A 26,945-nucleotide genomic window follows, 5' to 3' on the forward strand; every position below is an offset into this window, starting at 1 on the left:
AATTTTTAGTTTATGCCCCTAACTCCATTTTTGTTTGAGTATCTAATAAGTGGTTTTTTTGCAACGGTTGTGATGACTTTGAGTGTATTTTTTCTGCGTAATTTATTGGGTATCCATCTTAATATTCCGGTAATGTTGGGTTCAATGATTTTGCCAGGTGCGGCAGAGCAGTGGCATCGTAGAATTGGAATGACAAGTCATTTATTGATAGGTTCGGTTTTAGGACTTATTTTCGGGTTATTGGTGTACAATAAAATTTTGTTTTATGAATTTACCTTGTTGAATTGCATAGGGTTCGCGATTTTATCATGGTTGGTGATGATGGCTGTTTTAATGCCAATCAGCGGCCGTGGACTTTGGGGATTTAAGCAACATGAGCATGTTTGGGTGGCATCACTCGCGGGGCATGTGATTTATGGCGGCGCTCTATATACATTCCACTATCTATTATTCATAGTGCCATACGCGCAATAGAAAAGAATAAGTTCGATATTTTCAAAAACTCCTTTTGTAAGAGGAGTTTTTTGTTGGTATGATGGAAGTAATCTTAAAATTCAAATCTCAAATCGCAAAATTAAAACTTAAATTTTTCAGCCAAAGCAAGAAATACAACGTAGATTTTAGATTCAGTTTTGAGTTTTGCCATTTGAGATTTGAGTTTGATATTTATTTTCTTTCTTCTATGAAAAACATCGTAGTTCTTGGTTCCGGTTTCGGCGGCATCCGCGCCGCTCTTGAAGCAAATAATAGATTGCCGAGCAGTGGCTGGCAGGTGGTTGTAATTGATAGGCGTACTTTCCATACCTTCAGCCCCATTCTTTATGAGGTTGCGACCGCCTACTCGCAAATAGAGCCAAAGTCAGGCGTTGAAAACCGCGATTTGGACAGCGCGCTCGCGGAAGACGTGTGCGTTCCCCTGCGGGAGGTATTTCGCAACACTAATATTCAGGTGGTTCATGATGAAATAATAAAGATAGATGTTGTAAGTAAGAAAATAGAAACAAAAGACGGCAATGTTATTCCTTATGAGTTTTGTGTCAGCGCGCTGGGGACGGAAGCATTCTTTTTTGGTATTGAAGGAGCAGAGTCCAATAGCTATCCACTTAAATCTTTTGAAGATGGATTAAAGATCAGAGAGAAATTGCGCATGATGATTGGAGATATGGCGAATAAAAAAAAACATATCATTGTAGTAGGAGGAGGCCCTTCGGGCGTCGAGGTTATCGCAGAGATGGCCGGATTCATCAGAAAAACGTGTCGCCAGTATGGCATTGCGTCGTCAGATGTAGCCTTAACTTTAATGGAAGCGCAGAGCGGAATCCTTGCAGGATTCAGTAAATCATTTATAGACACGGTAGAAAATCGCCTTAAAGTTTTTAACATAAACATTCGTACAAACATGCATATAGCGCGCGTAACCCCATCAAGCGTGGTTCTAGATAATGGAGAAGAAGTTGGGGCGGATATTATCTTGTGGAGTGCGGGCGTGCAGACACCTGCGGTGGTTATCGGGGCGGACTTGCGCCAAGATAACCGTCATAGAATAGTAGTCGATGATTATTTGCGCGCGCAGGGCCATGAGGATTTTTTTGCCATAGGTGATAATTCTTTATTTTTTGATAAGAAAAGAAATATGCCGGCATCAGGCACGGCATTTGTAGCTATTGAAGAAGGAAAAGTTGCCGCAGAAAATATTTTGCGTACAATAACGTGCAAGCCATTGAAGCCGTACGATTTTTTTGCGCCGGTGTATGTAGCGCCAATAGGAGGAAAATACGCGGTCGCTAATGTATTCGGCTATACACTGAGCGGATTATTTGCGTGGGTTTTTCGCGTGGCGATTGATTTTCGTTATTATTCTTCTATTTTTTCATACCCACGAGCGCTCAAGTTAATTTTGCGTGGCGTTTGGATGTTCTCGAGAAATGATGGATAGTAAAAATCTCAAAACGCAAATCTCAAATCGCAAAACTAAAACCCAAATCTAAAAACTACAACAAAGATTTAAGATTTGCGATTTAGATTTAAGATTTGCCATTTGAGATTTGAGATAAAATTTATGCCCGAAAAATTAACCCTCATAACCACTGACCAAGTAATGATAGTCGGCAATTATTATCCCGCCAGCAATGTAAAAGCGCCGGCGGTAATTTTACTACACATGATGCCGGCAACCAAAGAATCGTGGGACGAGTTTGCTAAAAAATTGCAGCAAGCCGGTTTTCAAGTTCTTGCGATAGACGAGCGCGGGCATGGCGAATCAATCAAAAAGGGGCAAGACGGCGAAGGGTTTATTCTTGATTACAAAAAATTTTCACTAGAAGATCATCAGGCCAAGAAATTAGACGTTGAGGCGTGCCGCGAGTTCTTTATTGAAAAAGAAGTGTCTATGGGCGATATTTTTATGGGTGGCGCTTCAATAGGAGCAAATCTTGCTATTCAATATTTAGCCGAACATCCAGAAGCGCGCGCGGCATTCGCGCTTTCGCCCGGGCTTGATTTTGGCGGGATTGAAACGGTACCTTTAGTACAAGTCCTGCAAGCCACGCAATCACTTTTTTTGATTGCTGCTAAAGATGATGCCATCTCGGCTTACGCAGTTGGCCAACTATCCGACCAAGGCGCTGCTAAAAAGCGTGTGGAGCTTTATGAAAAGGGTGGTCATGGGACGAATCTATTTTTTACTAATCCTGATTTGATGGATGAGCTTGTGTCATGGCTGCGCAATTTTTGAATTTAGCTTAAGATACACGGCCGTGTATGTTAAGCTAAATTCAAAATAACTAATATTAGAAGATAAGAAAAATAAAAGGGTAATACGCCATTAGCGTATTACCCCGTATGTTTAGATTCCGCCATGCAAGCCGCGAACGCGGAAAGCGCTGGGGTCAACGAGTATGACGTACGGACCTTTATAATTCCAGAGCGCGTTGTGCGACTGAGGAATATTTCGTATGCCAATTGCGTGAAGCGAACGAAGCAGTCCCTCGGACATTTCTGCGAACAGGCGATCGACGTGTCCGCTAACACGCACAATAATCGGCGCGCCTTCTTCCACAAGCGGCCGCGCTATGGCAGTGCCGCTATGATGCATAATCGCGCGGTTGCTTTCCGCCCACGCCTCATGCGAGCCCATGCCGATGTGGCGTTTCTTGCGCCAATCATCACCAACAATTTTCGCTGGCGACTCGTGGGTCCCCGCGAAACGACTGCCGAACATAACACACTGCGCTCCGGCGGCAATTACGGCAAGTGTGTCCGAGTTTGTTTCAAGCCCGCCGTCAGCGCATACAGGAACGCCATATTCACGAGCTTCATCCGCGCATTCATACACCGCTGTTAGCTGCGGCATCCAGACGCCGTTTGCCATTGGAGTAATGCAGATAGAACCAATACCTTGGCCAACTCGTAGGCCATCAACGCCAAGCTCAAGCAGACGGCGCGCGCCTTGGCGCGACGCGCAATTCCCCGCGATGATATCACAGGGGCGGTTCAGTTCATTCCGTAATTGTTTTATTACTTGGATGGTGAGTTCTACTTTTTTCTCCGAAGATCGTGCCGTATCTATTACGAGCGCGTCCGCTCCAGCTTCAATTAGCACGCGTAAGGTTTCAGGGTGTTCGTAATCATATTTTGTTACAGCGCAGGTAACAGCTAAGCGACCCTCACGGTCAAGCGTGGCATCTCTGTATGAATGGTTTGACTCCAGATCTTTGAGGGTTACAAGATACATTGGCCACAACTTCTCATTGTAAACTACCAGCGACCTGCGGCCTCTCTTTACCATGAGGTTATGAAGAAATGCGGTGTCAAGCAGGCCGTCTTGCATGGGTATATCAGCTAAAGATACACCAGAGGCGTCACGCCTAACCATTCTTGTGCGTAACTGATCGTTTGCCAGGCGCATGTCGCTATCTTCTCGCTCATAGGTTCCTATAAATTCACTTTGCGGCGAGCCGTCACGCGTTAGAGGAAGATTTGAATAGTCCGTATCAAGCGCGCGAGCAATCTTGTCATTTAGAGAAAGCGTGAATGGAATGGGTGTAATAGCTGGCTGTATCACCAGGCTCTTGATGTAAAGTACAAGTTCTCGTTGTTCTTCGGGCGTGAAAGTAGAGGGTAGGACTCCTATGCCACCATTAAGCGCCGCGCGCACCGCGATGGCAAGTCCTGTTACAGTTCCCATAGGCGAGGATACAAACGGGTGCGCGAGCGAAATATTGCGCGAAAAACGCCCACGAATTGATACCTCGTCTAGCTCAAAATTTCTGTATCCCTCCACGAACGCGATTCTTTCAAAACCGTAGGCGGTGTAGAGATCTCTGTCCAATAGAGTTCTAAGCGGAAGCCCTGTCATTTTTGTGCTCATGTCTCCTCCTTTGGTATGCCGTAGTTTTTCCGCCAGAGCAAGAAATATAAAATGATATATTTTTTTAAGCGAATTAGCCTCTGGCTGAAACGAAGGATGCCTTGTTAAAGAACTATACTTTCATTCCAATATGATTAGCTATGTATAGCACGAGTTGGAAGCAGTAACAAGCTCGCCAGCAACTAAAAACTGGGGCTACCGAGTAGCCCCAGTTTTTAGTTGCTGGCGTATTATTTATATTGTATAGTATTGGCTATGTCGTACGAGTTAAAAAAATCCTTCGAGTACCCTCATGATGAACTCCATCGAAAGGTAGTGGTAGCCATGTCAGGCGGCGTGGACTCTAGCGTATCCGCGGCTCTGCTTAAATACGGGGGTTTTTCCGCCAGAGGCGGACCAGCCGTTGGCCGCGATGTTATTGGAGTGTTTATGAAATGCTGGAATGAGAACGACGAACTTACGCTTGGGCAATGCACTGCGGTTGATGACGAGTACAACGCGCGGCGAGTGGCCGGGCATCTTGGCATACCTTTTTACAGCTTTAATTTTATTGATGAATACAAAACGCGTGTCGTTGATTATTTCGTGCGTGAATACGCGGCTGGGCGCACGCCAAATCCTGACGTGATGTGCAATAAAGAAATTAAATTCGGCATTTTTTTTGAAAAAGTAATGGGGGAGATGGGCGCTGACTTTATGGCGACAGGACACTACGCCCGAATATCAACGAATAGCAAATCAAATACGAATAAACGACTAGACGAACCGCAAGTTAGTAGATTCGTAAATTCGCAGCGGAGTCGTTATTCGCTGATGAAAGCTAGCGACGGCAATAAAGACCAATCGTATTTTCTATATCGCGTGAGTAGTGAAAAATTGGCGCGGACAATTTTTCCTATCGGCGAATATGAAAAGCCACAGGTGCGCGAAATGGCGCGTGAGTTTGGCTTGCCTAATTCCGAGCGGCCTGATAGCCAGGGAATTTGTTTTATCGGCGAAATAAAAGTGCGGGATTTCTTGAAGCACTATATTCCTGACAGCCCCGGGCCGATTATAAATCATAAAGGAGAGACAATCGGCACGCATGATGGCCTGCATCTTTACACAATTGGTCAGCGCAAGGGGATTGGCATTGGCGGAGGCCTGGCTTACTATGTTACGGCAAAAGATTACAAGACAAATACTTTGCTCGTAGCTTTTGAATATGACGATAAACTAAAAGAGGGTGAGTGTATGGTGGAAGATTTGCATTGGATAGGAGACGCGCCAAAATTTCCTTTGCATGTGAACGGAAAACTGCGTTATCGCCAGCCGGATCAAGGAATGACATTATACAAAGAAGGCGACAAAGCGCGCGCGGTTTTTGATTCGCCGCAACGCGCTGTCACTCCGGGCCAGTCGGCGGTATTCTATCAAGGCGAGGAATGCTTGGGCGGAGGAACGATATGTGGTAAAGTGTGATTATTGTGGCGCAGAAGGATATTTAGATTTAGAAGTTTAAAATTAGCATTGAATAATTACAAATTTCAAATGTCAAATTACAAATCAATTTTAGATTACAAATATTAAATGTCAAAAATTTTGGATTTTCGTTTTTGGCATTCATTTGTAATTTGTAATTTGGATTTTGACATTTACTGTCATGTCTTCTTCCGAAATTCGTAAAAAGTTTTTAGACTATTTCGCCGCGCACGGGCACGCGGTAGTGCCGTCGTCTTCACTTTTGCCGGATGATCCTTCGGTGCTTTTGACAACCGCGGGCATGCAGCAATTCAAGCCTTATTATACTGGCGAGGCTGACCCAATGGTTTCGCCGCATCCTGCGCTCAAAGGCGTTCCGCTTGGCAAAAAAAACGCGACTTCCATACAAAAATGTTTCCGCACTTCAGACATTGACGAAGTGGGCGATGATACCCACCTGACATTTTTTGAAATGATGGGTAATTTTTCATTCGGTGGATACTTTAAGAAAGAAGCAATTAAGTATGTATACGAGTTCATTGCAAAAGAAATGGGCCTACGCGTTGAATACGTGACAATTTTTCAAGGAAATGAAAGCATACCTCGCGATTTTGAATCAGCGGAGATTTGGCGCTTGCTCAACCCTGCAATTGAGGTGCGTGAGGCGGGCATGGAAGATAATTTTTGGGGGCCGACCGGCAGTCGCGGTCCGTGCGGTCCAACCACGGAAATTTACATCAAAAATGCCAAAGGCGAGAGCGTGGAAATTTGGAACGTGGTATTTAATGAATATCTTTGCGCGGGAAGTAGAGAGGATTTAATGAGCGGATTTGGCGACCATACCTTAGAAAAATTGGAGGTTCTTGGAGTTGATACCGGCATGGGGCTCGAACGGCTGACTATGACGGTTCAACAAAAGGCAACGATTTTTGATACAGATTTGTTCGCGCCGTTAATGGACATGCTGCCCGAGCGGCTGGACACGCGCAAAAAGCGCATCATCGCAGACCATTGCAGGGGCACGGCTTTTTTGTTGTCCGACGGTGTGCGCCCTTCAAACAAAGAGGCGGGATATGTGCTTCGTCGGCTTATGCGCCGCGTGATGGTTTACGAATATATTTATCGCCAAGCGAACCCTTTTGACACGCTGTCAGTTCTTGAAAAGGTTACGTCTATGTATCAGCAGTTTTACCCCGAGCTTGATTGGAACGTAATATACGAAGAGACAATAAAGGAGAAAGAAAAATTTGAAAAAAGTGTAGCGCGCGGATTGAGGGAGTTGGAAAAAACCACAGTTATTGGTACCGAGGCGGCGTTTCGTCTTTATGAAACATTTGGTTTGCCATATGAAATTATTAAAGAGTTAGGCGGTATAAAAGCAGAACAATTAAACAGGCAAGATTTTGACGTGCGATTTAAGAAGCATCAAGAGATTTCTCGCGCTGGCCAAGAAGCAAAATTTGGCGGGCACGGGCTTATATTGGACACAGGCGAGTTGAGGGCGAGAGACGAGGAAGAGCTTAAAAAGGTTACTCGGCTTCATACGGCAACTCATCTTTTGCAAGCCGGTCTGCGCAAAGTGCTCGGCGATAGCATACATCAAGATGGCTCTGATATTACTGTGGAGCGATTGCGTTTTGATTTTAATTTTGACAGAAAATTGACAGATGAAGAAATAAAGCAGGTTGAAGGCTGGGTTAACGAAATAGTTAAGCGAGATGTGCCAATGGGCTTTACTAATATGCCGTTTGAAAAAGCGAAAGCAAGTGGCGCGCTGTATTCAAATAAAGAAAAATATCCAGCTGTAGTAAAAGTGTATTCCGCGCAGGACCATGCAACCGGCGAAGTATTTACTAAAGAACTGTGCGGAGGTCCGCACGTAACTCATACGGGAGAGGTGGGAGTATTTAAAATTACTAAACAGGAAGCAGTGAGCGCCGGAGTGCGGCGTATTAGGGCGATTGTGGAAGGTTGATAATAAGCACGGCAAATTAAATACTCCGCGGTTCTGCGGAGTATTTAATTTGCCAAGATTATCCCCGTTTGTTTCTAACGGCGCGCGTGATATAATATAAGTGATGATATCTTTTGCATCTCTAACAACATTTTTTTGGCCGGGAAAGAAAGAATTCATTACTGTTTTTGATCTTGGTACTTTTAGTATCAAGGCGTTACTGGTTGAAATAGGCGATGGGAAAGCAGTAGTGCGCGCGGCATGCGAGGAGCATTATGGCCCGGATGGTTTTGGTGACATAAAAGATGCAAGACAGAAAGTTTTTGCCGAGCTAAAACGTATATCGGGAATTACGCCCAACCACATATTCGTCGGTCTCTCCGGAAGCTCTGTGTTTGGTAAAAATTTTTCCCAATTTTACGCACGAGAAAATCCGCATTCTGAAATCGACGTTCCCGAGTTAAAGCATTTATTGCAGAATGTTGAACAGCGCGCGTACGAGTCACTACGAAAAGATTTCGCGCGCGAGACCGGACTGTCGGAGATTGAAGTATATATTATCAACGCTGCTGCGCAGGAAGTAAAAATTGACGGTTATCGGGTTGTAAATCCTCTCAATTTTCGCGGAAGAGAAATTAGTTTTAGTATTTTTAATTCTTATGTCGCCCGGCAATATTTGAAAAAAATAAGCGATCTTTTTACAAACAGCAATTTGATTCTGGACGGTTTTGTATACGAACCCTTTGCCCTGCATCAGAATTTTCTGCGTAAAGTGGCGCCAGACTATAATGCCATATTTCTTGATGTTGGTGGTTCATGCAGTACGGTAAGCGTCGTGCGCAAAGGACGTATTGAACAAGTGGGAAACGTGGAGATTGGCGGCGCGGCGTTTACTAAAAAAATTGCGCGAGAGCTAGAAGTTGGTTATTGGGAAGCAGAGCATATTAAAATGCGATATGATAGGGAGGATATAAGTCTTGCCGTTTCGCGCAAGCTTATGAAAATTTTTGCTAATGAAACAGAAACATTTCTACGAGGGCTCGAAATCATTTTGCATGATTTTTCACAATCAAGTTTATTGCCCCCCGTGCTGTATCTCACGGGAGGAGGAAGCATGTTTAGTCACGTGCAAAAAATGATGGCAAAAAAAGAGTGGCGCGAAGAACTTTCTTTTCTGCAGCCGTTGCGTATTAATTATATTGAACAAAGTTTTTTTCCACTGGTGAGCGTGAATTCGCAATTTTCATATGACGCGCGATGGGCGCAAGTATTTTCCCTAGCGCAGTTTATAGCAACAGAATCAGAACGCAAAGACGACGTGCTCTACAAAACAATTAAGCGCATGGTGAAGTTAATACAAGAGTAAAACAATCTCAAAATTCAAATCTCAAATCGTAAAACTGAATATCAAATCTTAAAACTGACAATCTATCTTGTCATCCCGAACACAGCGAGGGATTGAAAGATTTAAGATTTGAGGTGTAGATTTGAGATTTGCCATTTGAGATTTACGATACGTAATTTTAATCTTTGCATTTTTTAATCAAATGCCTCAATCAAGCGAAACAACTCTCTACGTAGACAAAGACAGCGATCTCGCTGTTGTTGTTGATATGATTTTACGTTCGCCTGCCAAGAAAATTTTTCTTGTTATTCCGGAGGACGCGCGTTTTGCCAGTCACATATTAAATTTTCAACTTTTACAGCGAGAAGCAGAAACCGTTCGTAAAGAGGTCGTGATTGTTTCTTTAGATATACGCGTGCAAGGTCTTGCTGCAAAATCAGGAATGAAGGTGCACCATTTAAGCGAGAAGTTTGGCGCGAAAGAACCGGAAGAAGATGAGGGGAAAGAGGAGGGGGTTGTTAGGCTTGTTCCGGCAAGGGTAGCTGACATCATTCTCCCGGGAGGCAGGGGGTCGTTGGCAACGCGAACCCCACAAAAATTAGCGCGCAGTCGTGATGGCTCATCATATCGAGGTTTAACCAAAGGAGATATGCATTCGTTTCTTCGCAAGCGTAGTCAGTCAGCGGAGCGGGAAACAATACATATACCAGTGCAAGAAGATGGGCTTGGACAAAAAGAGAAGCAGGGTGCTCAATCTTTATCTTTGTCCTCATTTTCAACTCTATCTTTGCTGAAGAGGTTTGCGGGTCATCCGGAGGTAAAACAGGAGCAAGTTTTTTTGGAAACTTCGCGTTACGTTAATGCATGGCAACCAAAGAAGAGAAAATGGTTTTCATTTTTTTCTTTTCTTCCGCAATTGCGCAGCCGCGATATTTTCTCTTACGTTTTTGCAATTTTTGTTATTTTCACTGTGCTTATTGGTGGTTTTGTCGCTTCTCTTACCCTACCCTCAGCTGATATAACTATATATCCGCATATAGATACCAGAGAAGCGATCATTCCCCTTAGAGTTGAAACTACTTTTTCCGGCGTGGATGAAAAAAATAGTTTAATAGGAGGACAGATTCTTCAGGAAACACAGCATGCAACGCAAATATTTTCCGCATCCGGCCAGCAGAATATCGAACAATACGCAAGCGGAAAAATTAGAGTTTACAATGAGTTTAGCTCCGCGCCGCAAACGCTTGTTAGCGGCACACGCTTTGTTTCAAACGATGGCCTGCTTTTTCGTACGGATGAGACTGTGGTAATAGCAGGCGCGCAGATAGACGGAGGAAAGATTGTCGCAAGCTCCACGATTGTAAGCGTTCACGCGGCAGAAGCTGGCGAACAGTATAATATTGGTCCTTCTACTTTTTCTATCCCGGGGTTTAAGGGTACTCCTAAATTTATCGCTTTCTATGGCAAGTCCGATACTCAGATGAGCGGAGGGTTTAAGGGTATTGCGCGTATTATTACCGATAGCGATATTTTTAATGCCAAAGATACGCTCCTCAAGGCGGTGGACGGACGTGCCTCAGATAAGCTTCGTGGTAGTATTCCGCAAGGGTATTTTCTTGCGCCCGATGCGTTGAGCGAGCTTCCCGCCATATTTACTTTTGACCATAAGCCAGGCGATCAAACAGATTCACTTAACGGCAAGGTAACATCCACGGCAATGGCGCTCGTATTTAAGCAAGAGGATGTTAATCAGATTATCGACTCTTATTTTGCGAATAGTATTGAAAATACGAGTAATCTTAAAATTCTTTCCGATAAAAATATTACATATACTTTCGGTAAACGAGATTTTATCAGCGGTAAGTTCGTGATATCGCTTAATGTAAAACAACCAATAGGTTATGTGGTAGTATTGGATACTTTACGCGACGATCTCGCTGGGCTTAATGAAGAAGGAGCGCGATTATATCTTGCAAGTTTGCAAGGGGTTGATAAAACGGAAGTGAAATTTTGGCCATTTTGGGTGCGTAGCATTCCTAAAAATGAGGAGAAAATTACTATCAATGTTAAATATATGGCAGAATAATTGCAAAAAAATCCCTCACAGCTGTGAGGGATTTTTTTGCAACGACTCTGGTGCGTTGCGCAAGTATACAAGCCGATGCTATAAAGATATAAAGAATAGGCACTTTCCAAACTTAATATAATCTGTTTGTGGGGAGGCGAAAGGTGAATCAAGGCAATGCCAAGCCCGTTGTTTACAGTAAAATTGGCAAACACGCAAAGGACGGGAAACGAAAAGTTATTCGCGTAGGGTTTATTTCGCGCATCGATTATCCAAGCAAGGGTTTCCGTAAAGGATTACTCGATCTTGCCGCGAGTACATTTTGCATTGCCCCCGGTATTGACTTTGTTGTTATTGCTGGCGGGTTAATATCAAATCATAGTTATAGGCAGTTACTAAAAGAAAATATTGCAAAAGCATTACAGCAACGAAAAAATTTAATTGCAAATAATAAGAGTGTTCCGAGGGAAGATAAAGAGACTGTAGAGACTATAACCGAAATTCGTTCACGGATACGCGAAGAAACACTCGATGCCATTGCACTAGGACTGGCCGATCTAATTCCAGAATTTACGAATTCTGAGGGAAAGAAAACCAGAATCTATATTATTACTTCTCCTGCGATTAACTATGATGGTGAGAATGGGCCTGAAATCGCGCAGCGTTTGAGCCGTTCGCGCCCCGATATCTCCTATTGGGGTCATGGCGATCAACGCGTGCGGCTGAAAGGCATTTTGCGCGAAGATGGAAAAGATAAAGATTTTTGGGTTGTGCTTCCCACTAAAGCCGCGTGGCGTTCAAAGTATTTTTCTACGCGTCCTGACAGGCTTATTGAAGATATCTCGCTTCAAACGACTCAAGATCTGCCGGAGTTGTGGATTAGCGACTGCGCGTGCGTCAGTCTCATTCGCCCACGCGGAGAGCTTTCTCGGCCTAGAGTATCCACGCCAGGGCTTCATCGTCTTCAAGAAGTAACAACTTCAGAAAACCAAGTTGGTGTTCGTGTAGTTGAGTTCTATTCTGATAGCGACAATCCTTTCGTGCGAACATTTAGTTTAAAGGACTACGTTGCTAATGAGCGCACGCTTATCGTAAATCCGCAGGTAGCTTCTGCTTTACAAATAGCTATTTTGGAGGAGTTGAAGAAGTATCCTCAAACTATCGGCATGCTGGAAGATGCCCTGCGCAAAAATCGTGAACTTATTGAGCAAGCTCTTACAGAATATAGGAATGGCGGATTCGATCCCCTTATAGTTTACGACGATGCATCAAAGAAGTATGATATTGCTATAAGCTGGCTACAAACAAAGTTGGCATATCCTGTTATCGATTCTAAGAAATTGAAAGTTGACGCGATTCTAGCATTCGGCTGTTTGCACGCAGGATATAATAGTACTCAATATCAATATTTTGTTCACGATCTACCCAAGATTATCTTGCAACATGGGATTACCACGTTGGTTGGCGCGGGGGACTATATAGCGGGATTAAAACACGATCTACATCTGCGCGGAGAAGTTTTTGTAGGCATGAACTATACCAAGCAAGAGGAATTGGCAGCAAGTTTGGTTGGCGCGGTAATGTTTAAAGTATTTAAAGCACGGTTTGACCTAACACGTAGGCGTAAGAATAGCTCGGCGGATGAGCAGAGCGTTATGGCTGCTGTAGAAAAGTCTTTGCTCGATTTTCGTTTCTGGCGTGGCAATCACGATAAATGGACGTTGGACTTTGGCATCGATCCTCTTACAACATTTCGTACCCGTCTGACAGCATATCTAATTGAACGTATAGAAGAATATCTTAGCAAGCGCAATTTTTTCACTAAAGGGGTTGGCGGAATAGTTAGGGCTCATATTATTTATTCTGATGAACACGTTTTGCATTCCGGGCTTAAAATGAGTATCAACCATCCAGAAATGGCGCGCGCGCAAACCACCTCTCTTCGCGCCCAGCATACTCTCGGCGCGCGTAAGGGCTTTCATATCGCGGTGCTTGCTAACTTCCATACTGCAGAGGAAGTATTGCAGTGGGAGCGCGATCTTGGTCAAAGGGTAGCGTTGCAAGTAGGGACGCTTGTTTCCGGCACCGACTTTGAGGATGGTAAATTAAAGACAGTTGATACGGGCGTTGGCATTCTCAAGGTGTATTCTCAAGATCAGAGGATTATTGCTACAGAAACTATATTTGAAGGCCCTAGGGAAGAAGACGAAGAACGTCTCGATAGTAATTCTATAGTAGTTACAGCGCTTTATGATCGGTTTAGTATTTAATATTGTATCCCGCCCCGCGACTGCAGGGCGGGTCTTTTTATTAAAATGTACTCTTCAGTGAATTACATTTTTTGTAATTTGTGCTATGGTTGGGTGAGAAGTTTGACCTAGTTCCTGAACAAAAGTAATCATACGAAAGGTCGCCTACGCCGAAGCTACGGCGGACCGAAGGTCGCCTTCGCATCTTCGTTACCACTACGAGCTACGGCGGACCGAAGGGAGGCTACGTGGACGCTTCTGACGAACAAGCTTCTAAGAAGCCCAAAACATCCAAGCATCATTTTCGTCCGCGTTCACGCGGCGGAAATAATGAGCCAGACAATCTAGTCGCAATCGCAGCTAGGGAATTGCACGATCCGTACCACGCGCTTTTCACTAATCTTCGTCCTCACGAAGTATTTATACTCTTATATTTTTGCTGGGATACGATTAGCATAGCAGCCAATACCCAAGTTCGTCATTCCAACGACATTTCAAGCTGGACTGTTCTTTTTGGCAGAGATGCAACCAGCGCTTCTGCGCGAAAGTCTCTTTGGGAGGGGTTTGTTTCTCCTAGAAAAAACGATGAAGATCTCGAGCTGATGGAGCATGCGGACAAGCTTTGCAAGTATGCAAAGAATGCGGGCATTTTAGGTATAAATGGGATATATCTTTTTGATAAGGAAGAATACAGATTATGGGAGCATCATTCGGATTACACCAGAATTTTTGGCCGCCTGTTGCCGCACGAAGCAATTTTAGTTGCTTTTCTTGCCTGGCATACATTTTGCCCTTACAGAGAAAGAGAAAGTCAGAATACTTTCTTTGATTCTAAAACAGGCAAGCCAGCCGTACCGCAGTTTAGGAAGCGTATAGAAACATGGATGTGGATGTTCAGCGACGGAGATCCTCAGAGAGTCATAGATCTAATCGAGAGCAAATATACCGATCCTAGAGATAAAAGCATGCGCGACCTAGCAAGCCAGGCAAAAAAGATTTGCATAAAAATGAGGAATTCAGGCTTGTTGCGTCATTAGTCTTAAAGATGGTCCCGCAGCGGCTGGACCATCTTTTCACATATAACAAAGCCTACAACATCAGGAAAAAAGCTTAATGAAAACTATATTCAAATTTTTTATAATTTTATTTGTGGGAGCCGCGGCTTTAGCGGTTGCCGCGTTTTTGTATTTGGAATACGGTGTAAGCCAAGTGGCTAACGCGCAAGATACAAAATTGCGTACTATTGAAATCACGCGAGGAATGGGAGCAAGTACCATGGCGGATAAATTACAGCAAGAAGGCATTATTCAAAATCCGTTGTATTTTTTATACTATGCGTGGCGGGAAAATGCGACCTCGCAGCTAAAAGCTGGAACATATAGCTTTAGTCCATCGATGCGTATTGCCGATATTGTGAGCGCGATGGAGCAAGGCGCGACGCAGGATATTCGCGTGACAATTCCCGAAGGTTTTTCATCAGCCGATATGGAAAGGCGTTTTATTGCAGCAGGCTTGCAAGTGAAGCAGGGCGAGTTTGTTGCATTTGTAGATATGACAATTAAGGACGCACGTAATAAATTTGATTATCCGTTTTTATTACAGCTTTCGCCAAGTCAAAATTTAGAAGGTTATTTATTCCCTGACACATACGATTTTGCGCCCGATGCGACAGTTACACGAATGGTCGCAAAGATGCTGGAGAATTTTCAAGATAAAGCAATACCCGCAATTAGCCAAAATGCTAATCTTAACGATATTGTCACTCTGGCATCTATTCTCGAAAAAGAGGTGCAAACGTACGAAGATATGCGTGCTGTTTCCGGGGTGCTCAACAATCGTCTGAAAGCCGGCATGCCTCTGCAGGTTGATGCGTCGTTAGCATATATCACTGGTAAGAAAACTGGGGAGATAACGGACAAGGATAAGAAGATTGATTCGCCATATAATACATATGTGCATAAGGGTTTACCGCCGGGCCCAATCACGAATCCTGGTCTAAAAAGCATTCAAGCGGCGCAGAATCCGCAAAAAAACGATTATTGGTACTATCTTTCCACTTCCGACGGCAGAACGATTTTTTCAAAAACATTAGAGGAGCATAACGCGAATAAGGCGAAGTATTTGAGGTAGGTGCATGTCATTGACACGATTTGGTCTTTGCTATACTATGTACACATATAGCCGCAGACAAGGGGCGAGCGTGTTTACACGCGATAAGACCTCTCGAGGCAACGAATCAAATACCTTATGGCTTCGCATTTAACGCAAGGTCATTGGCGACGAGGTGTTTGTGTTGAACCTTGGAACGTGAAGCTTTGCTTTTTACGTTCTCGGCGGCTTAATAAGCCGTTTTTATTTTTACTTTCTAGCTTTGCTAGAAAGTAAAAATATCCTGAGCGAGCTTGCGAGTCGAAGGATTACCTTTTTGGATACCTCGCAGTTTGCTCTATAAATGTAAATATATGGCAGTATCACGCAAAAAAAAAGAAGAATCGCTTACAAAATTTGTCGACTCTTTAAAAAAAAGTAAAATTGTTGTTTTTGTTAATTTTCAAGGTATGAACGTCAAAGACGTTTCAGAGCTGCGAAATCAGATTCGCCAAAACGGTGGCGCAATGCAGGTGGTGAAGAAAACTCTCATCAAGCGCGCGTCTCAAGAAAAAGGAATCACTGTTGATACGGCAATGCTTGGAGGAGAGATCGCCGCAGTGTTCGGGTATGATGACGAGGTTGGTGTAGTAAAAACCCTCGATGCCGCAGCAAAGGGCAAAGAGCGCCCGGAATTCCGCGGGGGAATTATGGGTATGGAAGCGCTAAATGCCGTAATGGTAAAACAACTTGCATCTATTCCTTCACGCATCCAGTTGCTATCGCAATTTGTTGGCGGAATCAACGCGCCAGTTTCGGGATTTGTACAGGTGTTGAGTGGCAACTTGCGAAATTTTGTGCAGGTTATGCACGCGATACATGAGAAAAAATCATAATATTAATTATTCAGTTTTAGCAGCTTTATTATAAGACGCTAAAAACTTGTAAAATAATATGTCAGACGAAATGGAAGTAGAAGTTCCCGCAAAGTTCAAGGACTTCGTAGAGACAGTAGAGAAAATGAGTGTACTAGAGCTCGCGGAGCTTGTCAAAGTTCTGGAGAAGAAATTTGGTGTATCTTCGGCAGCGCCAATGATGATGGGTGGTGCCGCACCAGCCGCAGCAGCAGAGGCGGTGGAAGAGAAAACATCATTTAATGTTGAATTAAAGGAAGCTGGCAGTAACAAGATTGGTGTGATTAAGGCGGTGCGTGAGCTTACCCAACTTGGCTTGAAAGAAGCAAAGGACCTGGTTGATGGCGCTCCTCAGACAGTAAAGACCGATGTGCCTAAAGAAGAGGCAGAGGCAATGAAGAAAAAACTTGAAGAGGCGGGCGCAAAGGTAGAGCTTAAGTAATATATAAACGTCAACGCCCCCGCAACCGCGGGGGCGTTGACGTTTATATGCTTTCCGCTATAAGCTATAATATACACTTGTATGCCCGAAGAAATTTTAGAAAAACTGTTTGACTCAGCTGTGAAGGTACGCTTGCTTAAACTTTTCATGCGCAATGAAAATTCGGTATTTACGTTAAATGAAATAAAAGATCGTATTCAGCTTGAGGGGCCGGGCGTGCATCACGCATTGGATAATTTACGCGAGATTGGTTTTTTGCATGTCGTCGCTCGTAAGAAGAAAAATGCCAAATCGGTTGTGAAAACGACCGGAAAAGGTAAAAAAGGAAAGAAAATTAAAATAGAGATTACGTCAAGAGAAAAATTTTTTTCGCTTAATCCGTCTTTCGTTTTTTATAACGAATTGCGTAATTTAGTGCTTAAATCTTCTCCTGCTTCTAAAAAGCGGATTGCGGAGAGGATTAAGCGGCTGGGTCGCGTAAAGATGGCGGTGCTTTCAGGTATTTTTCTTAAGCCGGAACGTGAAAATCTGCATACCGATATATTTATTGTCGGAGATGACATGAGCGAAAAAAAAGTTGCTAATTTTATCCGCGCCCTGGAAGCGGATGTCGGCACAGAGTTGCTTTATTCAGTGCTTTCAAGCGACGAATACTTTTATCGCACGAAAATGTTTGATCGTTTTCTGCTGGATATTTTTGAAAATCCTCACGAGAAGATTATTAATAGGTTTAAGGAACAAGTGTAGCGAGACTTGAATCATGAATAGTGAATTATGAATCATGAACGACTAGTTTCGACATTCATCATTCAGTATTCGTGATTCTGTATTCATAGTTTGCGCGGGCATTTAGCTCAGTGGTAGAGCGCTTCGTTCACATCGAAGAGGTCGCAGGTTCGATACCTGCAATGCCCACCAAGATCTGACTTTCGGAAAATTGACCGACTTTTTCGTTGGCGGCACGGAGTGCCGCCCAAGCATTTCCCCCCGACAAATCCTCTCCGCTCGGCGCGGTGAGCCGCGCCTCGCGGTTGGCCAAGACGAGGTTCGAGCCAAAGATTTCTTTGGCGGCAACCTTTTTCGCAAAAAGGTTGCTCTCCCGTGCGATTTCAGGCAGGTTTCCTGCCTCTTTTATCCATTCCGCCATAGGTTCGAGCCAGCCAGTCCGCTTTTGTTCAATCCGCGCCATTTGTTCCTCCAGCGACTTCTTTTCGGAAAGTAGTTTTGCTTTTTCGGTGCGGTAAATTTCGCGTTCAATATCCTGTTCCAAGTAGCCATCGAGAAGTCGCTGGAGCTTAGTTTGTATGGCGCGGATTCTCTCTTGGCTTTCCTGAACAAAAGCGGTGGAGGATTGGGCGGCTTCTGATTTTTCTTTTTCTAACATTTTCTGCATTTCCGCCGCCCAATTCGGTCTCAAAGAAAATTTTTGAATAAGAGATGATAACTGGCGATCCAGTTCCTCTTGGCGAATACAAGGTTCGGGACACTTCAATTTTGATTTCTTGGTGCAGTGGTAATAGACATACTCGTGGACATTGCCGTTCTTTTGCTTTTTCACCTTGTATTCGCCAGTTATCATCATTCCGCATGAGGCGCAGGAAAGAAGTCCACAAAACGCTTGCGGTTCATTTTTCTGCTTGTGGTGCGGTCTACCTCTTTGCTTCAAAATTTCCTGCGCCTTGTCAAAAATTTTCTTTGAGACGACTGGCTGGTGCTTACCCTCGTGAATTTCGCCGCCATAGCGAAAATGGCCGTAGTAGAACGGATTGGAAAGGATAAAAGTAATTCTGTCTCGGTGGAGTCGCTTGCCGTTCCGAGAATGGATACCGGATTGCGCCAAAAAGTTTGAAATGTCTTCAAGTCTGCTTCCATTCTTGGCGTACAGCTCAAATGCCTTGCGAATGAGTGAGGCGCGTTTCTTGTCCACGACCACAGTTTTTGTCCGCACATCGTTGATATATCCGATTGGCGCAAGGCAGGGATACTCTCCGCGCCTCACTTTTTGACGCAATCCTCGTTTGGTATTCTCGGCAAGCGAATCCACATAGTATTTGCTTTGCCCAAAGGCGATATTGAGCATGAACTTTCCTTGCGAGGTATTTTCGCACCAAAATTGCGGAAATTTCAGGTCCGCAAGTCCACCGCCGTCAAGCAGGTAGATAATCTTTCCACCGTCAACAGAATTGCGCGCCAATCTGTCGGGGTGCCAAGCAAGAATTCCGTTTGCATCGCCGTTTTCAATGCGCGAAATCATCTTGTTGAAAATGGGACGACCGGTAACTTTGGCAGATTGCTTTTCGATAAACTCCTCGGCGATATGCAAACTCTCTTGCTTGGCAAAGGCGCGCAATTCTGTGATCTGCGCTTCAATAGATAAAACCTGCTTGTCCTCCACATCGGTGGACTTGCGGGCGTAGAGAAAAAATTTGTTATTGTTCATGCTCATACAATTATTGGGCAAAGCAAATCCGAGACAGAATTAAAATCGCACGGGAGGCGAACCTCGTCTTGGCCAACCGCGAGGCGCGGCTCACCGCGCCGAGCAGAGAGGATTTGTCGGGGGGAAATGCTTGGGCGGCACTCCGTGCCGCCCAACGAAAAAATCGGTCAATTTTCCGAAAGTCAGATCTTGGTGTGTCTTTACAGTTTGGCTCGATTCCAGCATCGTCCACTCGACTCGTTCTTCGCTTCGCTCATCATTCGCTCGTGGCAAGCCACCAAAACAAAACCATTCCGCGTAGTTGCGGAATGGTTTTGTTTTAGACAGCACGTCGCGCTAACTCTATTGCGCGGTATTTTAATATGTGGTAAAAAATAGTTGTTCTTAAACAAACGTACGACAATATAAAGAGGAGGAAGCCAATGGTTCGCGAAATTCATGGCCCGCACATTCATGTAGAACGTCATCCAGAAGGAGGATATGTGATCAATAAAAAAGCTTTGTCCATTCTGTTTTTTTTGTTATTCCTAATAGCGAGTTTGTTGTTTTTGTCCTTTTATTTTGTTTATGATTCACGTTCTCAATTAAGCCGATCTTTATCAGCGCAAGCGTTGCTCCAGCGAGACAGCGATATACTCACAAAAGTAAATTTTGATTTGCAGGATCGGTTGGCTTATGCAGAATATGAAATTTTCGACATGCGCCTAGAGGTTAATTCGCTAGCAGCTCAATATTTACCAAGTCTGATTATTGGCACTCTAACTGCCCGGGAAACATTCTCTGGATTTGTCGTTGCGATTAACCAAGGAGAATATAAAGTTGCATATCGTTTAACCGATTCCGAGTATAGAACGTCATGTTCTGAGGAGCAATTTATTGACGCTATCAAAACATCTCGCACCGTCTTTCCTTTAATGAAGTTTGAGGGCGAGATTATTAGACCAGATCTGCAAGCGGCGATTGTAAGATATAATATTTCGCAAAATGGAAATATTTTTCAAGTCGATGCGGCGCTGATATTAGATAACGATCACTGGGCTGTGCCTGTTGGTACGGAAGATTGTGGCGCTGTAGACAGCGATTTGGGCTCCATACTAGGCATAGAAGGTATAAATTAACTTATTCAACCCCATATATTATATATGGGGTTTTATTATGTTTGTGTGGATAACTATGGTTGCATGTATAAGTGTAGTGGTATAAAATGGGAGATAGATATTAAGGAGCGCCTTGTTCGGCGACCCTTATGTTCGCTAAAGCCATTATCTTCTATGTTCATCGGTGAATACGCGCATACAGTTGATGATAAAAAACGTTTGGCGATCCCAGCGAAGTTTAGGGCGGAGCTCGGCAAGAAGGCGGTCATTACGCGTGGTTTAGATAACTGTTTATTCATATATCCGCAAAAGGAATGGAATACCTTGGCGCAGAAGCTTGGCAAATTACCATTTGGGCAAAGTGATACTCGTGGTTTTTTACGTTTGATGCTTGCCGGCGCGATGCAGGCGGACATCGATGGGCTGGGGCGTATTTTGGTGCCCGATTATCTGAAGCAATACGCGGAGCTAGATAAGCAGGTGGTCGTGACTGGTTTATATAATCATTTGGAAATTTGGGATGAAAAGAAATGGGCGGAATACAAGGAGAGGACAGAAAAAGAGGTGGGGAATATCGCGGAGAGATTGGGAGGGTTGGGAGTTTAGAGCAACAAACTAATTTCGAATTTCAAGATATAATTTTTCCGCCTGAGGCGAATCAGCCTCAGGCTGAGAATAAAATTAGAATTATTTAATTTATAAACCCTAACCCATTTTCATTATTCAAGATTTATAGATAGTTTTTCTAATTTCAGTCATTCAAAATTCGAAATTATAAATTCAAAATTGGTAACAAAAGCTAGTGCTTAGAATTTGTTTTATGGAACACATACCAGTTTTGTTGAATGAAGTAATAAAGTTATTGAATCCGCGTGAAGGCGATAACGCAATCGATTGCACTGCGGGCGGAGGAGGGCATGCGATAGCTCTCGCTGAAAAAATTGGCGAGAAAGGAAAAATTCTTGCGATTGATTGGGACGCCGAAAGCCTTAAACAGCTTGAAGCGAAAATACGATCGGCGCACGCAGAAATTGCAGATAGATTTGTTTTTTCACATGGAAATTTTGCTGATATCGAGGAGCTGGTATCACGCTCGGGATTTCCAAAAGCAGACTGCATACTTTTTGACTTAGGATTTTCCAGCATGCAGATTGAGGGAGAAGGCAGGGGATTAAGTTTTCAGAAAGATGAGCCGCTTGATATGCGGCTTGATAGAAATGACTCATCGCTTATGACAGCCGCAGATATTCTGGCGCGATACAGCGCGGAGGATTTAGAAAAAGTTTTCCGCGAATATGGCGAAGAAAGATACGCCAGGAAAATTGCTAGGCACATTGTTGATACGCGCAAAATGCGTCCTATTCTGACAACGAAAGATTTGGTTGATAGAATCGCAGAAACCATGCCGGAGCGCAAAGAAAAAGTCGTACGGCCCAAGATAGGTAAGATTCATTTTGCCACCAGAGTTTTTCAGGCATTACGCATTGAAGTGAATCATGAATTGCAAAATCTAGAGCAAGGGCTTGATGGGGCATTGAATGTTTGTAGCAACGGGGCACGTATCGCAGCAATTTCATTTCATTCTCTGGAGGACAGAATTGTAAAAAATAAGTTTCGAGATTGGGCCAAAGAGGGAAGATGTGGAATTATTACAAAAAAACCGCTCGTTCCAAGTTTGCAGGAGCGCATTGTAAATCCGCGGTCGCGAAGCGCAAAACTTAGAGTATGCGAGGTAATCTAAATTAAATATTTAATAAATAAAATTCATAGCTCATAATACAGCCGTAGCTGTATTACGCGCGATGAATTAGTAACATCGCTTTGCGATGCAAATTCTATCACATGACAGCAGCAGAGAAACAATTGCACAGCCAATTTTCTTTTCACAGAAGATTATCCGCCGGTGATTTTTTGACGCGGTCTCATAAAATCATACTTATTGGAATAGTGTTTTTTATCGCAGGGTATGTTTTTCTTATTAATAACACTTTGGGCGGACGATATGTATTGAAAGATCTTGCGCAACAAACAACAAAGCTGGAACAGCAGCAGAATGAGCTACGAAGGAACCTTGATATTATTAGTTCTCTCGAGGCAATTAATGTGGCAGGAAGCAGCGCGGGGTTTACCGATGTTACTTTAGTAAAATATTTGCAACTTGCGGGCGCTAGCGCGCAGAAGCAGAAGCTAGCAGCACAAAGATAATTTTGAATTAAAATAGGATCGTCCCGTATACAGCTCGGCTGTATACGGGACGATGAATTTGTAACATCGCCTTGCCGTGGTGACAAATTCTATCACATGAACCTAAAGCTTTCCACGCACTGGAGAATTTATTTTCTTTTTGGGCTATTTGTTGTAGCCGGCAGCGGTATTGCTGTTCGGCTTTTTTATCTCCAGGTTGTGCATAATACTTATTATGCTGCTTTAGCGCAGGGCCAACATGCTTCTTTTAACGAGAAAGCCCCAGAGAGAGGGCGAATCTATTTACAAGATCTTCTTGCGACGAGCCCGCCGAACTCGCTTGCTGATAAAAAAAATTTACCATATTTTTACGCGGCAATAAATGAAAACAAACCGATGGTGTACGCTTCTCCTAACATGATTACAAACGATGGTGATGTCGCGGAGATATTAGCGCCCATACTTGGCTTAGAACGAAATGCGTTGCAGCAAAAGCTATCAGATAGCAGCGGTTCGTATTTGCCGCTCGCGCGTCAAGTGAGCGATGAAATTGCTCAACGGGTGAGAGAAGAAAATATCAGAGGAATATTTGTTACAATCGAACCCGTGCGCAGATACCCCGGAGGACAACTTGCTTCTCATGTGCTTGGATTTCTTGGATATAAGGGCGACCAGCGCGTGGGTCAGTATGGCATAGAAGGTTATTATGACGGGCAACTTCGCGGATCGCAAGGCGCTTTTAAAAACGAACAGGGTTCGGATATAGAGTTGACTATAGATTATAACATTCAATATTTTGTGGAGAAAAAATTACATGAAGTAATTAGCAAATGGAGTGCTGATGCGGGAAGTGTTATTATAATGGATCCTAAGACCGGCGAGATAAAAGCCATGGCGGGCGTGCCTGCATTTGACCTTAATACATATAGTCAGGTTGACAGCTTGGATATATATTTAAATCAAGCAACACAAAAAGTTTATGAGCCGGGATCAATTATGAAACCGCTCACAATGGCAGCGGCTATTGACGCTGGCGCCATTAAGGCAAGCACAACATACACTGACACGGGAGAAATAAAAACGGGCGGTTATACGATCCGTAATTTTGATAATAAGAATCACGGCGTGCAAACAATGACTCAAGTGCTTGAAAAATCACTCAATACTGGCGCGGTTTTTGCTTCTCAGCAACTGGGTAAGGATCTATTTCGTAAATATTTGCTCGCGTTTGGATTAAATGAGAAGACAGGCATTGACCTGCCGGGAGAGTTGCCCGGGCATTTGGGCGATGTGATTACAACTGACCGTGATATTAATTTTGCGACAGCATCATTTGGGCAAGGTATCGCAATGTCACCCATGAATTTTCTAACAGCGTTTTCTTCGCTGGCAAATAACGGTGGAATAATGAAGCCGCATGTGGTTAAAGCAATACACCGCGCAGACGGAACGATAGAAGAAATTAAACCCGAGAAGCTCGGCACTCCGATATCTGCTCGCACTGCCCAAGAGGTTACGGGAATGCTTGTGAGTGTTGCGGAAAACGGATACGACAAAAAGGCGAACGTACCAGGCTATAAAATAGCGGCAAAAACAGGCACCGCGCAAATCCCGAATGAGAATGCTCCCGGCTATTCAGATAAAAGATTTCATTCCTTCGCAGGGTATGCTCCGGCTGATAAACCCGCTTTTGTTGCCATTATTACGATGAAAAATCCTAAAGGAATAAATTTTGCGTCGGATTCACTGGCGCCGGTGTTCAAGGATATTGCATCGTATATCCTTCACTATTATCAGGTACCGAGTAACTAACAACAATATCTCAAATCGCAAATCTTAAATCTCAAAGCTACAACTCAAATCTTAAAACTACGAACTACGGTATTTTTCCGCCAGAGGCGGATCAGCCTCGGGCTGAAGCTTTACGATTTAGATTTGAGATTTGCCATTTGAGATTTGAGATAGTAAAATTTCAAACAGTAATTTTACTATTCCGTGTTTCTAATAATATGCATATCCTCTTATCATTATTGCTTAAAAAATATCAGCCAAAATTGGTTGTGGTTTTTGGTCGTCAGGCACGCGAAGAGGCGCGCGCGATGACCGCAACGGTTTTGAGAAAAAAATATGTTGTTGCCGAAGCGGCGGCGGAAGATGTAGAGAATGCGATATGGCATGAGTTTGGCGAAGGGTTTCTGAGAGCTATCGGTGCGTTGATCATTACGCGTAAAAAAGTATTTCCGGAAGTCCTTGTTATTTCTTGCGAGCCCAATGGCCAGCACTACCAGAATCTTAAAAATATACTGGGCGTATATGCGGTTGTAATTACACCTATTGGCGATATACCCTCTTTCGTTGACGATTTTGCCGGAGAGGGAAGTGTAAAAATATATTTGGAAGAACTGAAAACATTGCCAGCATGGACATTTTTGGTATTAAATTATGATGACGAAACAGTTCGTTCGTTTGACGATAAAACAAATATCAAAAGATATACTTACGGCATGAGTGAAAGAGCTGACATTAGCGCTCAAGAAACGCGCTATCATTTGTACGGCGAAAATAATGAAGAGCGTGCCGAGATAATAGGCGGTATGCACGCTAAGGTGCGCATGGAAGGATCTATTGTCCCATTTCGAATTCCTGGCGCTTTTGGCCGTAGGCATATTTACGGCGCGCTTGCGGCTATCGGGATAGCTTCGCGCTTTGATATGAATATAGTAGAGGCGATAGGGGCGATGAATAATTATAAAGCACCCATGGGCACGGGAGCGTTACAGCACGGTATTAAAGGAAGCGTTCTGTTAGACGCTAGTACGCACGCGACACCATTTTTTGTACGAGAGTTGATGGATATATCAGCTTCTTTAAAAAATGATCGAGATGATTTACGCGTCGTTGTTGCCTTAAGCGATCTTGTGCATTTCGGAAAAGGAGAAGAGCGTATCAAAGTTCACGAGGCCATGGGCGAATATGTAGGCAAGGTTGCAAGCAAGGTTTATTTAGTCGGCGAGCAAGTGCGTTTTGCGGAACAAGTGATTAGCGATTTAATTGGCACGGACAAGGTCCATCGCTTTGAAAATTCACAGGAAGCCGCGCGCGATATTCAGCCGGCTATAAGAACAGGGGACTTGGTTATAGTTATGGGTTCGCCAGAATCGCGCATGGAGACAATAGTGGAGGAGCTAACAGAGGTTGCGCCATATTTTTCATAACCTTGAAATAATTGGTATTTTCTGGCAGAATAGCAATCAGCTCGCTTTTTTGCTTGCTCTGCCGAAGCTCTGATGGATAATCAGAGCGAAGGAGAGGCGCCTTCGTCTAGTCTGGTCCAGGACGCATGGTTCTCATCCATGTAACATGGGTTCGAATCCCGTAGGCGCTACTAAAATAATATGGTGTTTTTCCTTTAATTTAAGTAGCGCATACGGGATTCGAACCCATCGAAGGGGGTCGGGGAAACATTTGTTTCCCCGTGGCGGAAACAATCCCGCAGTGGCGGGATGTTAGAACCGAGGGGTTCTAAGGTGAGCCGATGTTGTATCGGCTCACCGGGGGCTAATCCCGTAGGCGCTACTAAAAAGGTTAGCCGATGCGTGTACCGGCTAACCGGGGCCAATATCGTAGGCATTACTGATTATGGCTACTATTAAAAAATATCAATTTGCGGTCATTGCCACCGATGTGGTGATATTTACGATTCAGAATAACGAGCTGAAAGTTTTATTAATTAAGATGAAGAAGTCGCCATTTACTGGCCGCTGGGCTGCGCCAGGTGGGCTTGTTGGTCCAAACGAATCAGTGGATGAATCGGCGGCGAGGCATCTTGTTGAAAAAACAGGATTAAAAAATGTGTATATGGAGCAGCTATACACATTCGGTAAAGTAAATCGTGATCCGTTCGGTCGCGTGGTTTCCGTTGCTTATTCCGCGCTTATTCCGCCCGATGCCAAAGTGAAAATCTTTACAACAGCGGAATATCAGGACATCGCGTGGTTCCCCGCGAGACATTTACCAGCTATAGCATACGACCACAAAGAGATTATCTCTTATGCAATAGAACGTTTAAAGTCTAAGCTTGAATATACAAATATTGTCTATAGCTTGATGCCAAGAGAGTTTACGCTCGGTGAACTGCAAGACGTTTACGAGTTAATTTTAGGCAGAAAGCTTGATAAACGTAATTTTCGCAGAAAAATTGCATCAGCTAGGATGATAAGAGAGCTTGCTAAAAAACGAGAAGGAGAGGCAAATCGTCCCGCGGCTCTTTATATTTTCACTAGTCACAAGCCACAGAAGGTAGAAATGATTTAACTTGTTAATTCCGACCAGCTTAC

The 26,945-nt window shown here is 43.8% G+C and carries 24 protein-coding genes, 2 tRNA genes and 1 pseudogene; 23 read left to right on the forward strand and 4 right to left on the reverse strand.

The features are described 5' to 3' along the window. Nucleotides 1–12 precede the first annotated feature (12 nt). The 3 genes from HYV65_02005 to HYV65_02015 all read left to right on the forward strand — a co-directional run bounded on the left by HYV65_02005 (nt 13) and on the right by HYV65_02015 (nt 2,734). A complete protein-coding gene (locus tag HYV65_02005) occupies nt 13–474 on the forward strand; it encodes a hypothetical protein (GenBank protein MBI2462987.1) in 462 nt (153 codons plus the stop codon). Nucleotides 475–682: 208 nt separating this feature from the next. Further along, on the forward strand, nt 683–1,936 hold the full coding sequence (locus tag HYV65_02010) for an NAD(P)/FAD-dependent oxidoreductase (GenBank protein ID MBI2462988.1): 1,254 nt from the start codon (nt 683–685) through the stop codon (nt 1,934–1,936). 123 nt (nt 1,937–2,059) lie between these two features. Next, nucleotides 2,060–2,734, forward strand: a complete 675-nt coding sequence (locus HYV65_02015) for an alpha/beta fold hydrolase (GenBank protein ID MBI2462989.1) — start codon at nt 2,060–2,062, stop codon at nt 2,732–2,734. A gap of 111 nt (nt 2,735–2,845) precedes the next feature. On the opposite strand, the gene HYV65_02020 is transcribed toward HYV65_02015, so the two are convergent. After that, nucleotides 2,846–4,369 (reverse strand): IMP dehydrogenase, encoded by a 1,524-nt coding sequence (locus HYV65_02020; protein MBI2462990.1) that lies wholly within the window; start codon nt 4,367–4,369, stop codon nt 2,846–2,848. A 324-nt stretch (nt 4,370–4,693) separates the two neighbouring features. On the opposite strand from HYV65_02020, the gene mnmA reads away from it, so the two are divergent. The 11 genes from mnmA to HYV65_02075 all read left to right on the forward strand — a co-directional run bounded on the left by mnmA (nt 4,694) and on the right by HYV65_02075 (nt 17,805). Further along, a complete protein-coding gene (gene mnmA / locus HYV65_02025; protein ID MBI2462991.1) occupies nt 4,694–5,830 on the forward strand; it encodes a tRNA 2-thiouridine(34) synthase MnmA in 1,137 nt (378 codons plus the stop codon). A 181-nt stretch (nt 5,831–6,011) separates the two neighbouring features. After that, entirely contained in the window at nt 6,012–7,805 is a 1,794-nt protein-coding gene (locus tag HYV65_02030) for an alanine--tRNA ligase (GenBank protein MBI2462992.1), read from the forward strand. Between the two features lie 103 nt (nt 7,806–7,908). Continuing rightward, the gene (locus tag HYV65_02035) at nt 7,909–9,150 is read left to right on the forward strand and encodes a hypothetical protein (protein MBI2462993.1); all 1,242 of its coding nucleotides are present in this window, start codon (nt 7,909–7,911) and stop codon (nt 9,148–9,150) included. A gap of 181 nt (nt 9,151–9,331) precedes the next feature. Then, the gene (locus HYV65_02040) at nt 9,332–11,215 is read left to right on the forward strand and encodes a hypothetical protein (GenBank protein ID MBI2462994.1); all 1,884 of its coding nucleotides are present in this window, start codon (nt 9,332–9,334) and stop codon (nt 11,213–11,215) included. Between the two features lie 143 nt (nt 11,216–11,358). Next, nucleotides 11,359–13,464 carry a hypothetical protein gene (locus HYV65_02045; GenBank protein ID MBI2462995.1) on the forward strand — a complete coding sequence of 702 codons (2,106 nt, stop codon included), beginning with the start codon at nt 11,359–11,361 and terminating at the stop codon, nt 13,462–13,464. A gap of 227 nt (nt 13,465–13,691) precedes the next feature. Further along, nucleotides 13,692–14,480: a hypothetical protein gene (locus HYV65_02050; GenBank protein ID MBI2462996.1), complete on the forward strand. Its 789-nt coding sequence runs from the start codon at nt 13,692–13,694 to the stop codon at nt 14,478–14,480. A gap of 76 nt (nt 14,481–14,556) precedes the next feature. Then, complete coding sequence (gene mltG / locus HYV65_02055) at nt 14,557–15,573, forward strand: endolytic transglycosylase MltG (protein MBI2462997.1); 1,017 nt, start codon at nt 14,557–14,559, stop codon at nt 15,571–15,573. Between the two features lie 332 nt (nt 15,574–15,905). Next, nucleotides 15,906–16,427: a 50S ribosomal protein L10 gene (locus tag HYV65_02060; protein MBI2462998.1), complete on the forward strand. Its 522-nt coding sequence runs from the start codon at nt 15,906–15,908 to the stop codon at nt 16,425–16,427. A 58-nt stretch (nt 16,428–16,485) separates the two neighbouring features. Beyond that, nucleotides 16,486–16,887, forward strand: a complete 402-nt coding sequence (gene rplL, locus HYV65_02065) for a 50S ribosomal protein L7/L12 (GenBank protein MBI2462999.1) — start codon at nt 16,486–16,488, stop codon at nt 16,885–16,887. An 81-nt stretch (nt 16,888–16,968) separates the two neighbouring features. Then, the gene (locus HYV65_02070; GenBank protein MBI2463000.1) at nt 16,969–17,634 is read left to right on the forward strand and encodes a hypothetical protein; all 666 of its coding nucleotides are present in this window, start codon (nt 16,969–16,971) and stop codon (nt 17,632–17,634) included. A gap of 96 nt (nt 17,635–17,730) precedes the next feature. After that, nucleotides 17,731–17,805: transfer RNA gene (locus HYV65_02075), tRNA-Val, on the forward strand. On the opposite strand, the gene HYV65_02080 is transcribed toward HYV65_02075, so the two are convergent. Both HYV65_02080 and HYV65_02085 read right to left on the reverse strand, forming a co-directional pair. Further along, a complete protein-coding gene (locus tag HYV65_02080) occupies nt 17,762–18,469 on the reverse strand; it encodes a hypothetical protein (GenBank protein MBI2463001.1) in 708 nt (235 codons plus the stop codon). The genes HYV65_02075 and HYV65_02080 overlap by 44 nt on opposite strands. A gap of 72 nt (nt 18,470–18,541) precedes the next feature. After that, a pseudogene (locus tag HYV65_02085) lies at nt 18,542–18,967 on the reverse strand (recombinase family protein). Here HYV65_02085 and HYV65_02090 point away from each other — a divergent pair. Continuing rightward, a complete protein-coding gene (locus tag HYV65_02090) occupies nt 18,944–19,264 on the forward strand; it encodes a hypothetical protein (protein MBI2463002.1) in 321 nt (106 codons plus the stop codon). The pseudogene HYV65_02085 and the gene HYV65_02090 sit on opposite strands and share 24 nt — an antisense overlap. 153 nt (nt 19,265–19,417) lie before the next feature. Here the strand turns inward: HYV65_02090 and HYV65_02095 are convergent, their stop codons facing one another. Then, nucleotides 19,418–19,657, reverse strand: coding sequence for a hypothetical protein (locus HYV65_02095; GenBank protein ID MBI2463003.1), 240 nt, complete (start codon nt 19,655–19,657; stop codon nt 19,418–19,420). Nucleotides 19,658–19,749: 92 nt separating this feature from the next. On the opposite strand from HYV65_02095, the gene HYV65_02100 reads away from it, so the two are divergent. The 8 genes from HYV65_02100 (at nt 19,750) to HYV65_02135 (ending at nt 26,922) form a co-directional block, all read left to right on the forward strand. Beyond that, nucleotides 19,750–20,445, forward strand: coding sequence for a hypothetical protein (locus HYV65_02100; protein ID MBI2463004.1), 696 nt, complete (start codon nt 19,750–19,752; stop codon nt 20,443–20,445). A gap of 153 nt (nt 20,446–20,598) precedes the next feature. Continuing rightward, nucleotides 20,599–21,030, forward strand: a complete 432-nt coding sequence (mraZ, locus tag HYV65_02105; protein MBI2463005.1) for a division/cell wall cluster transcriptional repressor MraZ — start codon at nt 20,599–20,601, stop codon at nt 21,028–21,030. A 214-nt stretch (nt 21,031–21,244) separates the two neighbouring features. Continuing rightward, nucleotides 21,245–22,165: a 16S rRNA (cytosine(1402)-N(4))-methyltransferase RsmH gene (gene rsmH, locus HYV65_02110; GenBank protein MBI2463006.1), complete on the forward strand. Its 921-nt coding sequence runs from the start codon at nt 21,245–21,247 to the stop codon at nt 22,163–22,165. Between the two features lie 101 nt (nt 22,166–22,266). Beyond that, nucleotides 22,267–22,629: a hypothetical protein gene (locus HYV65_02115; protein MBI2463007.1), complete on the forward strand. Its 363-nt coding sequence runs from the start codon at nt 22,267–22,269 to the stop codon at nt 22,627–22,629. A 96-nt stretch (nt 22,630–22,725) separates the two neighbouring features. Further along, complete coding sequence (locus HYV65_02120) at nt 22,726–24,420, forward strand: penicillin-binding protein 2 (protein MBI2463008.1); 1,695 nt, start codon at nt 22,726–22,728, stop codon at nt 24,418–24,420. 197 nt (nt 24,421–24,617) lie between these two features. After that, complete coding sequence (locus tag HYV65_02125) at nt 24,618–25,823, forward strand: hypothetical protein (protein MBI2463009.1); 1,206 nt, start codon at nt 24,618–24,620, stop codon at nt 25,821–25,823. A gap of 95 nt (nt 25,824–25,918) precedes the next feature. Further along, nucleotides 25,919–25,993: transfer RNA gene (locus HYV65_02130), tRNA-Glu, on the forward strand. Between the two features lie 254 nt (nt 25,994–26,247). Next, nucleotides 26,248–26,922 carry an NUDIX hydrolase gene (locus HYV65_02135; protein MBI2463010.1) on the forward strand — a complete coding sequence of 225 codons (675 nt, stop codon included), beginning with the start codon at nt 26,248–26,250 and terminating at the stop codon, nt 26,920–26,922. Nucleotides 26,923–26,945 lie beyond the last annotated feature (23 nt).

The sequence above is a fragment of the Candidatus Spechtbacteria bacterium genome (assembly GCA_016188605.1).
Classification (GTDB): Bacteria; Patescibacteriota; Minisyncoccia; order Spechtbacterales; family JACPHP01; genus JACPHP01.

Coding starts and splice junctions, on each gene's coding strand:
- HYV65_02120 (MBI2463008.1), top strand. CDS start 22,726: ATGAACCTAAAGCTTTCCACGCACTGGAGAATTTATTTTCTTTTTGGG.
- HYV65_02080 (MBI2463001.1), bottom strand. CDS start 18,469: ATGATGATAACTGGCGAATACAAGGTGAAAAAGCAAAAGAACGGCAAT.
- HYV65_02010 (MBI2462988.1), top strand. CDS start 683: ATGAAAAACATCGTAGTTCTTGGTTCCGGTTTCGGCGGCATCCGCGCC.
- mltG (MBI2462997.1), top strand. CDS start 14,557: ATGAAAACTATATTCAAATTTTTTATAATTTTATTTGTGGGAGCCGCG.
- rsmH (MBI2463006.1), top strand. CDS start 21,245: ATGGAACACATACCAGTTTTGTTGAATGAAGTAATAAAGTTATTGAAT.
- mnmA (MBI2462991.1), top strand. CDS start 4,694: ATGTCAGGCGGCGTGGACTCTAGCGTATCCGCGGCTCTGCTTAAATAC.
- HYV65_02015 (MBI2462989.1), top strand. CDS start 2,060: ATGCCCGAAAAATTAACCCTCATAACCACTGACCAAGTAATGATAGTC.
- HYV65_02100 (MBI2463004.1), top strand. CDS start 19,750: ATGGTTCGCGAAATTCATGGCCCGCACATTCATGTAGAACGTCATCCA.
- HYV65_02135 (MBI2463010.1), top strand. CDS start 26,248: ATGGCTACTATTAAAAAATATCAATTTGCGGTCATTGCCACCGATGTG.
- HYV65_02005 (MBI2462987.1), top strand. CDS start 13: ATGCCCCTAACTCCATTTTTGTTTGAGTATCTAATAAGTGGTTTTTTT.
- HYV65_02035 (MBI2462993.1), top strand. CDS start 7,909: ATGATATCTTTTGCATCTCTAACAACATTTTTTTGGCCGGGAAAGAAA.
- HYV65_02115 (MBI2463007.1), top strand. CDS start 22,267: ATGACAGCAGCAGAGAAACAATTGCACAGCCAATTTTCTTTTCACAGA.
- HYV65_02040 (MBI2462994.1), top strand. CDS start 9,332: ATGCCTCAATCAAGCGAAACAACTCTCTACGTAGACAAAGACAGCGAT.
- rplL (MBI2462999.1), top strand. CDS start 16,486: ATGTCAGACGAAATGGAAGTAGAAGTTCCCGCAAAGTTCAAGGACTTC.
- mraZ (MBI2463005.1), top strand. CDS start 20,599: ATGTTCATCGGTGAATACGCGCATACAGTTGATGATAAAAAACGTTTG.
- HYV65_02070 (MBI2463000.1), top strand. CDS start 16,969: ATGCCCGAAGAAATTTTAGAAAAACTGTTTGACTCAGCTGTGAAGGTA.
- HYV65_02060 (MBI2462998.1), top strand. CDS start 15,906: ATGGCAGTATCACGCAAAAAAAAAGAAGAATCGCTTACAAAATTTGTC.
- HYV65_02125 (MBI2463009.1), top strand. CDS start 24,618: ATGCATATCCTCTTATCATTATTGCTTAAAAAATATCAGCCAAAATTG.
- HYV65_02020 (MBI2462990.1), bottom strand. CDS start 4,369: ATGAGCACAAAAATGACAGGGCTTCCGCTTAGAACTCTATTGGACAGA.
- HYV65_02030 (MBI2462992.1), top strand. CDS start 6,012: ATGTCTTCTTCCGAAATTCGTAAAAAGTTTTTAGACTATTTCGCCGCG.